Origin of the sequence: Pseudoalteromonas sp. SWN29 (assembly GCF_015864465.1) — a bacterium.
Classification (GTDB): Bacteria; Pseudomonadota; Gammaproteobacteria; order Enterobacterales; family Alteromonadaceae; genus Pseudoalteromonas.
The window spans coordinates 52,991-67,447 of record NZ_JADYXE010000001.1; the positions used below are offsets into that span (position 1 = coordinate 52,991).

Annotated in this window: 13 protein-coding genes and 1 tRNA gene; 3 read left to right on the forward strand and 11 right to left on the reverse strand. The window is 37.3% G+C overall.

Features of this window, described 5'->3' with window-relative positions; genetic code table 11:
* Position 1 precedes the first annotated feature (1 nt).
* The 11 genes from I6F53_RS00240 to I6F53_RS00290 form a co-directional block, all read right to left on the reverse strand.
* Positions 2-874, reverse strand: coding sequence for a general secretion pathway protein GspK (locus tag I6F53_RS00240; protein ID WP_166419780.1), 873 nt, complete (start codon positions 872-874; stop codon positions 2-4).
* On the reverse strand, positions 874-1,554 hold the full coding sequence (locus tag I6F53_RS00245) for a PulJ/GspJ family protein (RefSeq protein ID WP_166419779.1): 681 nt from the start codon (positions 1,552-1,554) through the stop codon (positions 874-876). The genes I6F53_RS00240 and I6F53_RS00245 overlap by 1 nt, the downstream gene beginning before the upstream one ends.
* Entirely contained in the window at positions 1,547-1,978 is a 432-nt protein-coding gene (locus I6F53_RS00250; RefSeq protein WP_166419778.1) for a PulJ/GspJ family protein, read from the reverse strand. The genes I6F53_RS00245 and I6F53_RS00250 overlap by 8 nt, the downstream gene beginning before the upstream one ends.
* Positions 1,968-2,378, reverse strand: coding sequence for a type IV pilin protein (locus tag I6F53_RS00255; protein ID WP_166419777.1), 411 nt, complete (start codon positions 2,376-2,378; stop codon positions 1,968-1,970). Before I6F53_RS00255 ends, I6F53_RS00250 begins: the two co-directional genes overlap by 11 nt.
* Positions 2,379-3,581: a type II secretion system F family protein gene (locus I6F53_RS00260; protein WP_166419776.1), complete on the reverse strand. Its 1,203-nt coding sequence runs from the start codon at positions 3,579-3,581 to the stop codon at positions 2,379-2,381.
* Positions 3,581-5,230 carry a GspE/PulE family protein gene (locus I6F53_RS00265; protein ID WP_166419775.1) on the reverse strand — a complete coding sequence of 550 codons (1,650 nt, stop codon included), beginning with the start codon at positions 5,228-5,230 and terminating at the stop codon, positions 3,581-3,583. The genes I6F53_RS00260 and I6F53_RS00265 overlap by 1 nt, the downstream gene beginning before the upstream one ends.
* On the reverse strand, positions 5,230-5,625 hold the full coding sequence (gene gspG, locus I6F53_RS00270; protein WP_165724825.1) for a type II secretion system major pseudopilin GspG: 396 nt from the start codon (positions 5,623-5,625) through the stop codon (positions 5,230-5,232). The genes I6F53_RS00265 and gspG overlap by 1 nt, the downstream gene beginning before the upstream one ends.
* 14 nt (positions 5,626-5,639) lie before the next feature.
* Positions 5,640-6,704: a UDP-N-acetylglucosamine--undecaprenyl-phosphate N-acetylglucosaminephosphotransferase gene (gene wecA / locus I6F53_RS00275; protein WP_166419774.1), complete on the reverse strand. Its 1,065-nt coding sequence runs from the start codon at positions 6,702-6,704 to the stop codon at positions 5,640-5,642.
* 39 nt (positions 6,705-6,743) lie between these two features.
* Complete coding sequence (locus tag I6F53_RS00280) at positions 6,744-9,458, reverse strand: SLBB domain-containing protein (RefSeq protein WP_331460739.1); 2,715 nt, start codon at positions 9,456-9,458, stop codon at positions 6,744-6,746.
* 108 nt (positions 9,459-9,566) lie between these two features.
* Positions 9,567-10,349, reverse strand: a complete 783-nt coding sequence (locus I6F53_RS00285; protein WP_166419772.1) for a DUF481 domain-containing protein — start codon at positions 10,347-10,349, stop codon at positions 9,567-9,569.
* A 187-nt stretch (positions 10,350-10,536) separates the two neighbouring features.
* Positions 10,537-11,355, reverse strand: a complete 819-nt coding sequence (locus I6F53_RS00290; protein WP_166419771.1) for a mechanosensitive ion channel family protein — start codon at positions 11,353-11,355, stop codon at positions 10,537-10,539.
* Between the two features lie 285 nt (positions 11,356-11,640).
* Here I6F53_RS00290 and I6F53_RS00295 point away from each other — a divergent pair.
* The 3 genes from I6F53_RS00295 to I6F53_RS00305 all read left to right on the forward strand — a co-directional run bounded on the left by I6F53_RS00295 (position 11,641) and on the right by I6F53_RS00305 (position 14,419).
* Positions 11,641-11,716: transfer RNA gene (locus I6F53_RS00295), tRNA-His, on the forward strand.
* A gap of 234 nt (positions 11,717-11,950) precedes the next feature.
* Positions 11,951-13,276 (forward strand): hypothetical protein, encoded by a 1,326-nt coding sequence (locus I6F53_RS00300; RefSeq protein WP_197238151.1) that lies wholly within the window; start codon positions 11,951-11,953, stop codon positions 13,274-13,276.
* Positions 13,277-13,288: 12 nt separating this feature from the next.
* Entirely contained in the window at positions 13,289-14,419 is a 1,131-nt protein-coding gene (locus tag I6F53_RS00305; RefSeq protein WP_197238152.1) for a FecR family protein, read from the forward strand.
* The last annotated feature ends 38 nt before the right edge of the window (positions 14,420-14,457 follow it).

The following is a 14,457-nucleotide window of genomic DNA, read 5'->3' on the forward strand; positions in this document are numbered from 1 at the left end:
TCTACTGCGCCTTAACTGCCACTATGTTGACCACCGGCTTGCCGGTTGGTTGCAAATGGTAATAAATTACTTTTTTTATGCTTGCGTCGCCCACGTGAGCTTGCAAGGTTACTTTAAATAAATTTGACGGATATAAAATAATATCTTCACTTTCACTAAAGCCCGTTACTTGCGCAAACTCTTGTACTGTTAACTGTTTTGCATTACGTAGCATAATAACATGGGCTGCTACGTCGCTACTTAATAATGCGTTAAGCAGCGAGTCGGGCGCTGTCATGGGGTTAAACGCCCCTTTTTTATATTGTGTTGTGTTCGCTTGTAATATATTTAACAGCTCAGGCTTTAAGCCTAAGTGCTTAAGCTCGCTTATATCGTGAATAGCGGCATGACGCGCGGTTACAGTGCTGGGTATGTAATCTGAGCGCGTATCTAAGTTTTGCCAATCTATTATTTGCTGCGAAGTTAGCTGCGCATCATAATCATTTAGGCCACTGTAGGTCAATAGTTGCCTTAACCTCTGCTTATTTGGGTAATGCAAATTAAGCAGCCCGCGTAAATCTTGCAAAGCAACATTTACATATTGGTTGTATGTAAACTGTGCTCCATAAAAGTTCCAACTGTTAATAAGCGTACTTGTGTTTTGATTATTTACTTGATTGCTTTTCTCTGGATTTTTTGGCTCTGTTAGTAAGGCATACAACACGTTGGCTTCTGCGCTGTGTAGCTCTACATAGGCTTGTGCTTTGTCGACCATTAAGGTGGCATTATGTACCTGATTGCGTGCCGACTGGGTAAAATATAAAGCAAGTATTGAAAGCACGGCCACAATTAACAATACTTGCACTAACGCTATACCCGCGATACTACGCTGCATTAAAAGTCACCGGCTTGCATGTAGTTACTAAACCAGGTGTTTGCCTCTTTATCTAACTGGCTATAAAACGTAAGTGGTTGCTGGTTTTTAACTAAGGTGACTTTTATTTTTTGCGGTGTAAGTTGTTGGTCAATCCCCGAGTAGGTGTTTTGCCAAGTGGGTAAAACACCGGGAGTTTGCATTGCCATTTCATCTAGATTTTTCCAGCCAAAATAATTTATAGTAACTTCATCTAGGTTAGTTAATAATATTTTTTGCCTAGTAAACTCTATATTTTGCTCGGTATTAATAAGCAATAACTCACTACCCGATATAGCTTGATAAACTAAATTATATTTTCCGTTTGGGGTTTGCACGGCAGTTAATCTAAATATTTCGGGATTTTGTGTATCTATAAGGCCGCGCTTGGTGATAGCTAACAAACTGTCACTGCCCCCTACAAAAAACATTTCGGGGCGACCTTTTTTATTTTTAATTAAGTAGGGCTCTACGCCATCAAGCGTGCTTTGCAATAAGTAAACGGCCTTGGTTTGCGCGGCATTTTGCTCAAAACTACCTAGCTCTTTGTTCCAGCGTGATGCTAATTGCATATACACGTAGTTGCCAGTAAACATAAGTAACGACAGTAACGTAACCGATATTAGTAGTTCTATTAAAGTAAAGCCTTGCTGTTTACGCATCGTGCCAGCTCACTTCGTTAAAGGTGTAGTTTTTTTCAATACCATGGCTGTTAATAACGAGGGTTACTTGCCATAGTTTAAATTGCGTTTTTACTGAGTTACCCTCACCAAACTCCAGTGCCATTGTGGGATCGGTAATTTTTTTTGTTTGCTGTACGTTTGCTTGCCACGTGTAAGTACTTTGCCATGCATTGCCTTGGCCGTTTAGTTGTGTTTGCTCGGCGCTTGCACTTTGTACTTGCTGCTTTATTTGGCTTAATAATGCGGGCACATTAGCCACTATATTAACGTGGTTACTGGCTTTTTCGCTTGATATAAATGCGCCACGGTAAATTAGCGATACGGCTCCCATTGCCATAAATAAAATAATGGTGGCAACTAGCAGTTCTATTAAGGTAAAACCGGTGCTGTTTTTATTTTTCATTTGCTGGCTCAAGCATAATAGACAAAGGCTCATTTCTAAAATGACCATTAATGTGCTCTGGTGTCACAAAGCCATTAGCATTAAAGTTAACCCACTGCTGAGTAAAGCTTAACGACTCTAACGTTTTAGTTTTAACTAATAGGTTACTTGGTTTTTGATATAAGTTTAAAGTATTACCAGTGAGCTCTAATGCGTAATTTTGTTGTTCTATAAATGCCTGAAAACCTATGTTTTTAATCCATTTTGTTGTGCTTAATAGCTCTGTTTTAGCCTCAGTTTTATCTACCGCTTTAATAGATATAGGCGCAACTATAGCAAGTAGCAAACCTACAATACTAAGTACAATAATAAGCTCAATTAGGGTAAACCCTTTATTAAACCTATAACTAACTAAATGCATTTAAAAACCTACGTCGTTTAACGAAACCATGCTCATTAGCATTACTACAACAATGCCACCTACAAACCCGCCCATAAATAAAATCATGAGTGGCTCTATAAGCGCGGTCATGTTGTCGGTCCAGGTTTCAAAGTCTTGACGAGAGCGATTAGCTATTTCTTCAAATACTATGTCGAGGTTGCCTGACTCTTCGCCCACTTCTAATAACGATATATAAAATGGTGGATACAATGATGTTTGTTGCAGTGTGGGGGTTAGCTGGCTACCACGCTTAACTTTTTTACGGGCTATATTCATTTCGTGATTTAACACGTGATTTTTAATATTACCAGTTGAAAGCTCAAGCGCTTGGTCGATAGGTACACCCGCTTTTAGCATTAAACTTAAACCGCTGTTAAAACGAATTCGTTCTACGGTAATAGTGGCGTTGGCAATAACTGGTAGCTTTAGTGCCGATTTATGCCACCACTTTAAAAATGCGGGCTTTTTAGAGGCCCACATAATTGCTGGCACAATAGCGATTATTCCTAATGCTAATAGTCCTTGGTATTGGTTCATCCATGCACTAATAGAGAGCATAACTTCGGTGTACCATGGCATGGTTTCTAGCTGGCTAAACATGTCGGCCATTTTAGGTATAATAAAATTAAATATAAAAAATATACTTAGTACACATACAAATAAAATAACGCAAGGGTAGGTAAGCGAGCCAATAATTTTACGTTGTAGTTCGCGTTTAAATTTTAGATCTTTAGCGAGCCCTGCAAATATTTCACTTAAGTTACCTGAGGCTTCACCTAACTCTATTAAGTTACAATAAAGATTATCAAAAACGTCGGGGTGCGCCCTACATGCCTGCGATAAGCTACTGCCTTTTTTTATTGTATTACTTATATCGCCTAACATTTTTGCCAGCGCAGCTTTTGCCTTAGTACGCCTTATAATGTCGAGGCCACGGTCAATTCTTACACCTGTTGCAAGCAATAAACTGAGCTCAGCGGTTAAAAATTCAAGATCAGACAACGATATTTTGCTATTAAACGATAGCCCAAACGATACTTGCTTTTTTTCTTCGGTTACTTCAAAGGCAAGTAACTTTTGGGATTTTAGCTTAGCAAGAGCATCTTGCTGATCGATGGCATCTATTTGCCCATGCGACTTAGCACCCGACCCATCGTAAGCTTTGTAATTAAATAGTGGCATTAACCAGCAACCCTAATTACTTCTGCTATGGTAGTTTGACCAAGCACCGCTTTATATAAGCCATCTTCTAATAATGTACGCCTATTTAAGCTTTGGTTATGCTGCTTTGCTTTAGGGATAAAGTCGGCATTTTTGGGCATGGCTTTTATTTCACTGTCGCAACGTAAATACTCAGTTACAGCCATACGCCCTTTATAACCGGTTTGGCTACAGTGCTCGCAACCTTTGCCTCGTTTTAATTCTATTTTTGGTAAGTTAAAACGCTCGGCAAAATTATTAAGATCGTATTTTTCTATTAGTTGTTGTGCGTTTGGCTCTGGCTCTGAGCAGTTGGCACATATTTTACGCGCTAGACGCTGCGCTACAATTGATACTAATGCGGCGTTAAGTAAAAATTCTTCAACCCCTAAGTCAAGTAAACGGGTGTATGCACTTGCAGCGTCGTTAGTATGCACCGTACTAAATACTAAATGCCCCGTAAGCGCCGATTGCAGTGCAATTTGAGCCGTTTCTTTGTCGCGTATTTCACCTAACATTATTATGTCGGGATCTTGTCGTACTACTGAGCGCAGGCCTGCCGAAAAGTCAAAACCTATATCGCTATTAACCTGCACTTGGTTTATACCCGGCAATTGATATTCAACCGGGTCCTCTAGGGTAATAATTTTTACATCGTCGTTATTTAACGCATTTAAAAAGGTATATAAGGTGGTGGTTTTACCCGACCCTGTAGGGCCTGTAAGTAATACCACTCCGGAGGTGGTTTTTATGTCTTCTAAAATCAATTGATTTATATCTGACGATAAACCAAGAACTGACATGTCGTAACGTACGTTTTCTTTGCGTAAAAAACGCATTACTACCGATTCGCCGTCGTTTAATGGAAGTGCCGATACACGAATGTCGATTTCTTGATTGGCAATTTTCATTTCTATTTTGCCGTCTTGCGGACGGCGTTTTTCGGCTATATCCATACCCGAAAGTATTTTTAATCGAGTTATTATTGGTAATTGCTTTCGAGCTGATATTGTTTCAGCTTCGTGTAATACACCATCTACACGAAAACGTGCGCGGTAGCGCCCTTGATACGGCTCAAGGTGCATGTCGGAAGCACCTTGACGCAGTGCTCGGCTAATAAGCGAGTTAAGTAAATTTACCGTTGGTGCTTCTGTTGCTAACTCTTTAAGGCGCTCTTCTTCGTCAAGTGGGTTGTCGTCAAAAATATCGGCTGTGGGTTCTTCGTATTTAGCTATTAGCAGCTGTATATCAACTTCGTTTGCTATAAATAATGAGTACGCTTGGTTATTTTTAATTAACCATTCGTTCATTACTTGGTTTAGCGGATCCTTACAGGCAAATTCAATATGCTGAGCATCTTCGCTAATAGGCACCCAGTTTTGCGATATAAAAATATCGAGTATTGGTTTATCTATCATTAAAGGAGCAAAATTTGCATATTGCTCATTGGTAAACAAAGGAATATCTAAGTATTCACTTAGCAATAATGCAACTTGATCCTCTGGCAAACTTCCCATATTAACGAGAATCTGTTCAAGTCGGCCACTGTATTTTGCTTGGTAGCTTGTTGCACGTTCAAGATCGTGCGGATCGATGCTAAATTTGTTAAGCAGTAGGTCATGTAGTTGCATTATTGATGAATGATGTCCGCGTTATTTTCTGTGCCACCTTCTTTGCCATCACTGCCATATGATTTTAAGCTGTACGGATTACCTTCTGTACCTGGTACTTTATATATGTATGGGTTTCCCCAAGGATCTAGCGGAACATCTTTTGGCAAATAAGGACCATCCCAACGAGGCTCATCGCCTTGGCGTAGCTGCGATAGTTCTGTTGGGTATTTACCTAAATCAAGACGGTAAGTGTCTATTGCTGTTTCAAATGATGACATTTGCGCTGCTGCAATTTTTCGCTCAGACGAACTTAATTTTGAGAAAAACTTAGGTGCTACTAACGACATTAGTAAACCTAAAATAACAATAACAACGAGTAGTTCCATCATTGTAAAACCGTGATTTTTTTTCATAACTCTCTCTTAATTCACTTATGCTTAATGTTTTTTCGTCTTAAAAAACGGGCTACTTTCCAGCAATGTTGCAACGTTAACGCATAAAGTACAAACACAAATATAAATAACGCTAGCATTAACCATTCTGGCACTTGGAGTATTTCACCTAAGATTCCAATTGAGCTCATAATCACTGCAAATAATAATATGACACTTAAAGCTCGACGAGGGCTAAAGCCTACTCGCATAAATATGTGATGCAAGTGATCTCTATCTGCATGAAATGGAGATATCCCCTTTCGGGTACGACGAATTATAATTGCCAACATATCCATTAGCGGAACTGCAATAATCCAAAGTGCCGTTACAGGCCTAAAAGCGGGCTCACTTGCTTGTGTACTTACCATTAAAAACCAAATAACACTTAAACCGATAAACATTGAACCGGCATCGCCCATAAATATTTTTTTGTTTTTATGACCCTTAATACCCAAATTAAATGCTAAGTACGGTGCTACAGTCGCAACTATGATGAGAGGTAAATATGCAAAAGCATAATTACCACTTAGTAACATTAAAATAAATACTGAGAGTAACGTTAATATACTAAGCGAGCCTGCTAATCCATCGATACCATCTATCATATTGAAAGCATTTATACAGGCTATAACACTAATGATTGTAAATATAATGCCAAACCAACTTAAATTAACATCACCTAAAGAAAAGAGATCTCCGAGGTTTTGTATATATACATCACTGCCCAAAATCATAACTAGCGCGACAACTACCTGTACACACAACCTAATTTTTACACCCAGTTGGCGGTAGTCGTCAACAACGCCCAATATAACAATTGCACCAGCACACACTAAATAACTAATAACTTGTGTAGTAAGTGGATAAAATACCATAACAGATATAAATACCGCTAAAAAAATCGATAACCCACCAATTAGCGGTATTGCTCCATCGTGCTGCTTTCGGTTGCATGGCATGTCTACTAAACCAAATTTTACGGCTAGTGGTGTTATAGCAAATATAACTATATACGAAAAAATAAATGCGAAAAACAACATAACAAGTTCAAATATCATAGCGAAGGCCCAATTTCTCTTTAGAAATACACTTCATGTTTACAGTGAACTAATAGCAGCCAGCGCTACACCCATTTGATAAAGGATCTGTGTAGCTGTACTCCACATAGTTAAGTTGTCTACGTGCTCAGTATCTAATGGTACAACAATGGTATCACCCGGATTTAATTCATCTGCTTTATTTGCAGCAAACCATGAGCCTTCATTTGGCACTTCTACCAAACCACTGGCTTTAATTATATATATACGATCTTCATCTGCACGCTGCTTAAATCCACCACTACGATTAATATAGTCGTCAAGCGATAGTCCCGAATTGTAAATGTGTGAGGTAGCAAAGTTAACTTCTCCTACCACGCTTATACTATTACTTTTTGTTGGAATATAAAGCACGTCTTGATTCTGTAATGGTAAATGCTCTTTACCTTGCTCAATAGCTGGTAAATCTATAACCAAACGCCCAACCGCTTTAACTTTTGCTAAATCAGCGATTAAACTATCCATATCTTTATAGCTAAGAGATGAGTCAGTTATAGAGCTGTTAAAGCTTTTAGTTGCTATATCTCGCCTTAAATCTTCTGATAATTTATTAAGTTGCTGCTGCTCTTGAAATCGAATAGATTCACGAGTAAAAATAGCACCTTGTGGATATGAAAACTCAGTAAACCCACCCGCTCTTTTTAATACACTTGTTAGATCTTCGCCTTTACGAATACTGTAAACACCTGGAAAGCGTACTTCGCCCACAATCTCAATTTGTAAATCTTTTTGCCAATTTGGAATTGGATAAATACTAATTGAGTCTTTACTTTGGATTACAAACTTTTCACTACTATCTTTTGCAAGAGCTTTATTTAAATTAATCTTTACATGATTTAATACACTTTTATCTTTATTGTCGTAACGTGTAATTTCTGCTTTTTCAAGGTATGTTGACTCTTTTAAGCCACCTGCTGCGAGCACTGCTTCTTTTACAGTCGCATTTACTGGCAGTGGATAAACACCACTAAAATGAACTTCACCACGGATCCCAAATATTTTAACTTGGCTTGCATAAGTAGATTGCTGGTTAAGCTTGGCAATAATTGGCTTCAATAACTTTTCGCGGCTAAAAACAGCATAGTCACTTTCTTTTAGCTCTTTTTCTTGGCTATTAAGAAGGTCGGTAATATTAGTGATTTTTTTACTTTCTTCTTCTGCCAACTGCTCAGCTAACTCTTTTTCTAATGAGCCACCTAAATCGATAAATTCATAAAATTGTTTTTCTTCATATTTATCCCACAGTTTTATTTTTTCGCGTAATTCTAATTGCTCTTTTGTAAGAGCAACTGTTTTCAATGCAGTTTCTTCTTCTTCTTTTGTTTGAAAACGACTAAAAACAACAACAATATCTCTTGGCTGTAGTTCTATATCATTTTTTTTGTTTTGTTTTGAAACTTCAAGTGGAGAAAATTGGTGTATTTCTATATCGCCTTTTTCATTAACTTCCCTAACAACTAATGCGTAGTCGTAGTCAGCAGTTGGTAATAAATCACTTTTTATTGAAGTGAATAAACGACTAATTCTATCCCCTTGTTGCCAAGAGTAGTTACCAGGGTAAGTAACCGCACCTAATAGTGTTACTGCATTATCTAGCTCATCGCTTGATGCCGGAACTTTTATCGTGTCGCCATTTTTAGGCTTATACTGCGAATTTTTAGTTAGATCTAACTGTAAAATAGTCTTTGAGCTATTGCCTGTGAAGCGTTCAATAACTGTTTTTTGTGGATAAGCTTGTGCATTAAAACCACCTGCCATTGCAATTAATTCATCAATTGACTCAGAACCTTTAAGTTCAAAAATAGCAGGGCGACGAACCTCACCGCTTAAGGTAACTTGCTTCCCTACTGGTGGGATAAATACGACATCACCAGGTTTTAAAATAGCATCATGTGAACTATCCCCTTTTATAAGGAGATCATACAAATCAAGTGTTTTAATCGTTTTTCCAGCGCGCTTAAGCTGAATATTTCGTAATGATCCGATATCTGAAAGCCCGCCACTTACAAATAATGCATGCGTTATAGATGATAAAGAAGGAATTGTATAAGCGCCTGGTTTATAAGCTTCCCCTAAAACCATCACTCTGATAGTGCGTGTTTCGCCCATAGAAACGAATGCCTTTACACCTATCATTTCTTGTTCGACTTTGCTTTTTATTAAGTCAACAACTTCGTTATATTGCATACCAGCAACATTAACAGGCTGAAGCTTGTCTATCGCTAAACGGCCTTCTCGGTCGACTATAACTTCACCATTAAATGACTCTTTACCATATAGATTAATCGTAAAGGTGTCACCCGGGCCTACCATGTAAGTATTTGGGACTAATGCATTTTCGGAAGGAGCAAACGTAGTAGGTTCTCCAGAGAAAAGTTCGTAGCCGAATGCTTTTATTTCTTCTTCTTTTGGCTTGAATTTTTCTTCGTCGGTTAATTCTTCAGTATCTTTCTCTTCTAAATTTCGAGGAAATACTGAGGGTGATTTTTGTTCACCAGTTTCGTTATCTAGCGTTTGACTACCATCTAAAAAACCAAGTGAATCTAAATCTATACCGTATTTTTCAGCTAACGCTTTTTGTTGTGCCTTTGGTAGTTTTTTAAATTGTTCTAGTTGTTGCTCAGTTGGCGCAACACCTTGACCACTTCCTTGCGCAAATGTTGGTGTAGCTATTGCAAAAACTAGCAGTACCGTAATTAATTTAATTAACTTCACAAAGTTTCCTTCCAGTATAAAATAAAGATAGCCGCGGCATACTACATCATTTTTTAGGTAAAAAAAATGGGTAAGCATGCTTACCCATTATATAATTTCATAATGATATTAGAAACTATAAACCAATGTGAATGACGTTTCAGTATCTGTACTTTCTTTATCATCAGCAACATCTGAGTTGTTGGTAACATTAAAAGCAACTTTCATTTGTAACGAGCCGTTTATTTTTGCAAGTAATGCAGTTTCTGAACGAGTTTTGGTGTTTGTATCACCATATTCAACAGCAACTAATTGCGTAAAACGTGCATTTTCAGAAATTTGCCAGTTGTAATCTAATTTACCTAAGGCAATTACTTCACCTTCAAATTCACCAGCAAGGGAGTTACCATTATCATCAACTTCAGAGCTGTCATCTGGGTATTCAAAGTATTTATAACCAGGACCTACTTCAGCATTTAACCACATCGTTTTTTCGTTTAATAAACGTAAACCATAACCAGCAGAAATTACTGACTCACTTCTATATGCTCCAAAATAATCTGAAACGTGTGAACCATAAATGAATAAATGAGAATGATCTTCATTTAATTTGTAATTACCTTGCGCAGAAATAGAGTACTTTTCATTTGTACGCTGTTTGTTTTTGTCCCCGTTAGCATCTTCAACTTCATCTTCTTTATAGATGCCGTCTAGTTTGTATTCGTTGTTCCAGTTTTCAAGATTGTGCTGAACTTTAATACCACCTTTAAGTGTGGTTGTTTCTGTATTACCGCTTGTGATAATAGCACCAAGCTCACTGGTAACTTCCCACGTTTTTTGGTCTGCGTCTGCAGCAAATGCGTTAGTTGCAGCAGAGGCTGCAACTAAAATTGATAAAAGCTTTAATTTCATTAAAAAATAACCTTTGTATAAAATGTGTATCTATTTTATTAAACCGCTACTTGTTAGAGCAAGCAAAACAACTCATTAATTACATTAAAATTTTCATGCAGAAAATTCCACATGAAAATTTTATATTTTTGAGTTGCTTTACTACTACAACAATTAAGACGAGCTTTAATTAAATAGGTATTTAAAATTAGTCTTGCTTGTGAAAATGAACATCCATTTGTGGAAACGGGATAGCAATATTAGCTTCGTCTAATGCAATTTTAATGTTTTCCATTAGAGACCAGTATGTTGGCCAGTAATCAGCAGCGTTAACCCAAGGGCGAACAACAAAGTTTACGCTAGAATCACCTAACTCATTTACAGCTACAGTATAAGCTGGATCTTTAAGTATGCGTGTTTCTGCATCTAATACAGACTTCAATACTTCTTTAGCTTGACGTAAATCAGCATCGTAACCAACACCAATAACTAAGTCGATACGACGAGTAGACTCTCGCGAGAAGTTTGTAATAGCACCTGACATTATTTGAGAGTTAGGTACGATGATTACTTTGTTATCTGGAGTACGTAGTTCAGTTGAGAAAATTTCGATTTTCTTAACGGTACCCATTTTATTACCAGCTTCAACAAAGTCACCTGATTTGAATGGGCGAAGTAAAATAATTAGTACGCCTGACGCAAAGTTAGATAATGAACCTTGTAACGCTAAACCAACAGCTAAGCCGGCAGCACCTAAAATAGCAATGAATGATGTTGTTTCAATGCCAATTTGCGAAAGCGCCATTAAAATGGTTACTGCGAACACAAGAGTGAACACGATGCTAGCAACAAAAGATCCAACTGCCTTATCTACTTTCTTCTTAGCAAAACCTTTTTCGGTTAAGTTAGAACAAAACTTAGCAACACGACTACCAATTAAAAAGATAACAAGCGCAATAGCAGCTTGTATACCGTAGTGTAAGATTAGGCCTGAGTTATCGTTAAGCCAATTAAGTACTGAATCCATATTTACTCCAAATGTTTTTTATTAAGCGTTTTCGGACATTATTATACATTAATTTACAATTTATTCTCATGAAATAATGAATTAATACTATCAAACGCAACTTAATTCGATTTTTTAGAGGTGATTCTGTGCTAAATATACCGCTTGGTATGGATAAATATTAATTGCCCAATGCTGATTACATTTACATAGTTTAAATTATTTTAATTTATTTCACTTTTGGGCTTCACAACATTTAATATTTTATGTATTATGCGCGCCACACCAAACATGGTGTGTGTAGTGGCGGTTGTAGCTCAGTTGGTAGAGCCCCGGATTGTGATTCCGGTTGTCGCGGGTTCAAGCCCCGTCAATCGCCCCACTTTTTCCCCTGTTTAATTTCTGCAATAAATACTATCCTTTTTATATTTAAACCAAAGTTCACTCAATAAACTGACCTTTATTATCTCAAATTTACTCCAAAAATCTCGATTAACAATTATTTAATAACGCACTACTTAACTTTACATACAAATAGAAAGTGCTACCTTATTAAAGATTAATAGCAATTAGTATTAGCTAATAGTTCATCATTTTACGGGATATTAAAATAAGTATGGTCAAGCAAGTTTTTTTTATTTTACTACTTAGTTACTTTGCTTTATTTAGTTTGAATGCTAAGGCTCAAGATAGCATTTCTTATGTGAAATTATTAGGTGAACTAAAATATCTAATATCAGAAGAAAGGTATTCTGAAGCCTATCAAAATAGTCAGAAAAATTATAAATACCTGGGTGAGCCTGATTTTGACTATTTATTAGGGGTTTCAGCACTTAACTCAGGACTCTCGGCCCCTGCTGTATTTGCTTTTGAACGAGTCGTTGAATCAAAACCGCAATGGTATGAAGCTCGTTTATATTTAGTCAGATCTTATATTGCTGCAAATAATTTACCCGCTGCCAATTCTCAAGCTTCAGTATTAATAAATACAACCACGTCACCAAATAGAGTGAAGACGGCCGCACGAACTTTATTAGAAATCACACAGCGTAAGCAACGCTTTGCTCAGCGCTCATATAATCAAAGTATTGAAGTTGCTTATGGTGTAGATGGAAACGTTAACGCAGGTACATCTGAAGACACTATTTTAATTCCTAATCTGGGTGAGTTTTTACTATCACCAGAAAGTAAAAGTACCGACGATAACTATGTAAAGTTAAATTATAAAGGCCATTACTCACACCCTATTGATCAACGTAGTGCGCTTTCTTTGGGTGTAAATGCTGATTGGTATAAATTTAATAAGTTATCTGAGTATGACCGTATAAATACAAGTTTTGTAGGGCGCTACCAGCAACAGCTAGATAATATTCGTTGGTATGTGCAAGCAGGCATTACCCCTTTATTGTTGGATGGCGATTTATATAGAACAGAAACATCGCTTACAGCTGGCTCAACTTACCAATTAGATAAGCAACTAAGTTTTTTTAGTGCTTTATCAATTGGTACTATGAATAACACGTTTGATGAAAAGTTAGACAACTCGTTCTACGCACTAAATATCGGTGCTAGTTACATGTCGCAGAGGTGGTATCAGAGTGTTAGTGCTAATTTAAAAAATGAAAGCGCTAACATAAATAATGGTGATTTTAATGCTAGAAATATTAGTGGCATTTACTACCAAGTAACCGCTTTGCTTGCTAAGCAATGGCAGTTGTCTGCTCAAACTGGCTACCAATGGATTAGTTATCAAGATGAGCACCCTTTGTTCTTACAAGATCGCAACGATAACTTACTAATACTTTCAAGCTCATTAAACTACTCGGTTAATAAAAGTTTAGCTGTGCAACTAACGTTAAACTACCAAGACAAAACAAGTGATATTTCTTTATTTGAATACGACCGCTTTGACACAAACTTAAGTGCGAGCTACTCATTTTAATTTAAGGTACTTATGAAACATTTAATTCCAGCATTAGCCACCTTACTTTGTGTGAGCTTTTTATCTCAGGCAAATACTGTAGCTGCAGGTAAAACTATTTTAGCCCGAGGTGAAGTACTAGCAACTGATGCAAGTTCTGCCCAGCAAAGAAACCTAAAGCGACGTGACACTGTATTTGGTGTAGATAGAATAACCACAGGCGAAAAAAGTAAGGCACAGTTTTCGATGTCTGATGGTGGCCTGATCGCATTAAAAGAAAATTCTGAATTAAATATTGCTAGCTATGAATTTGATACTGCCACGCAGCAAGGTTCAGCCTCTATAGAATTAATTAAAGGCGGACTACGCTCTATCTCTGGTGTTATTAAAAAAAATGGAGGCGCTTATAATGTTAAAACGCCGGTTGGATCGATTGGTATTCGTGGTACGCATTTTGAATTGCAACTTCTCGGTGGTGATATGTATGTAGCCGTTTGGGATGGCGCTATTGACCTTACACTGAATGATCAAAGCGTTGTCTCGCTTGGAAGCAATGAACCTTTTTCTTTTGCACACATTACCTCTTTAGGTGATGTTATAAAAACAACGCAAGCACCGGCTGTTTTTACCCAAAACATTGTTGCTATTAATAGTGACAATGAAGCGAATTCAGAATCAGAGCAACAATCATTAGCTGCAGATAATACTTCAGAAAATAATACAGATGCCGATACACTGCTTGCTGATGTATATGTAGAGCAACAGTTTCAGGCGCTCAGTAATGCATCTTTAATAGATCAAATAGCGCAGCGCCAAGGTATTTTAAACTATCAAGCAACACGCTTTGATGTTTCATCAAGTTTAGGTGAAGTAAGTGATTTTTCTATGTCTATGTCGGTAGATTTTGACAACGGAACAGTACCCGATGGTGAAATAAGTTTTAACGATGTAGGCGGAAACTGGTATGCCGCTTATAGCGGTTTTATTGATTTAACCAAGCTAGATCTAGCCGTTACTTTTGCGTCGCATAACAACAATAGAGCCGCCGGTGAAATTGATGCTATTTTTTTAAATAACGCAGACACCATTACAGGTGATTTTAGCCTAAGTGAAATAAGTAACCCCGCAGTAAATGCCTCAGGTGCTTTTAGATTAGAGCCTTAAATAATTTGAATACAAAGCTTTTTATTGGAGTACGTAGA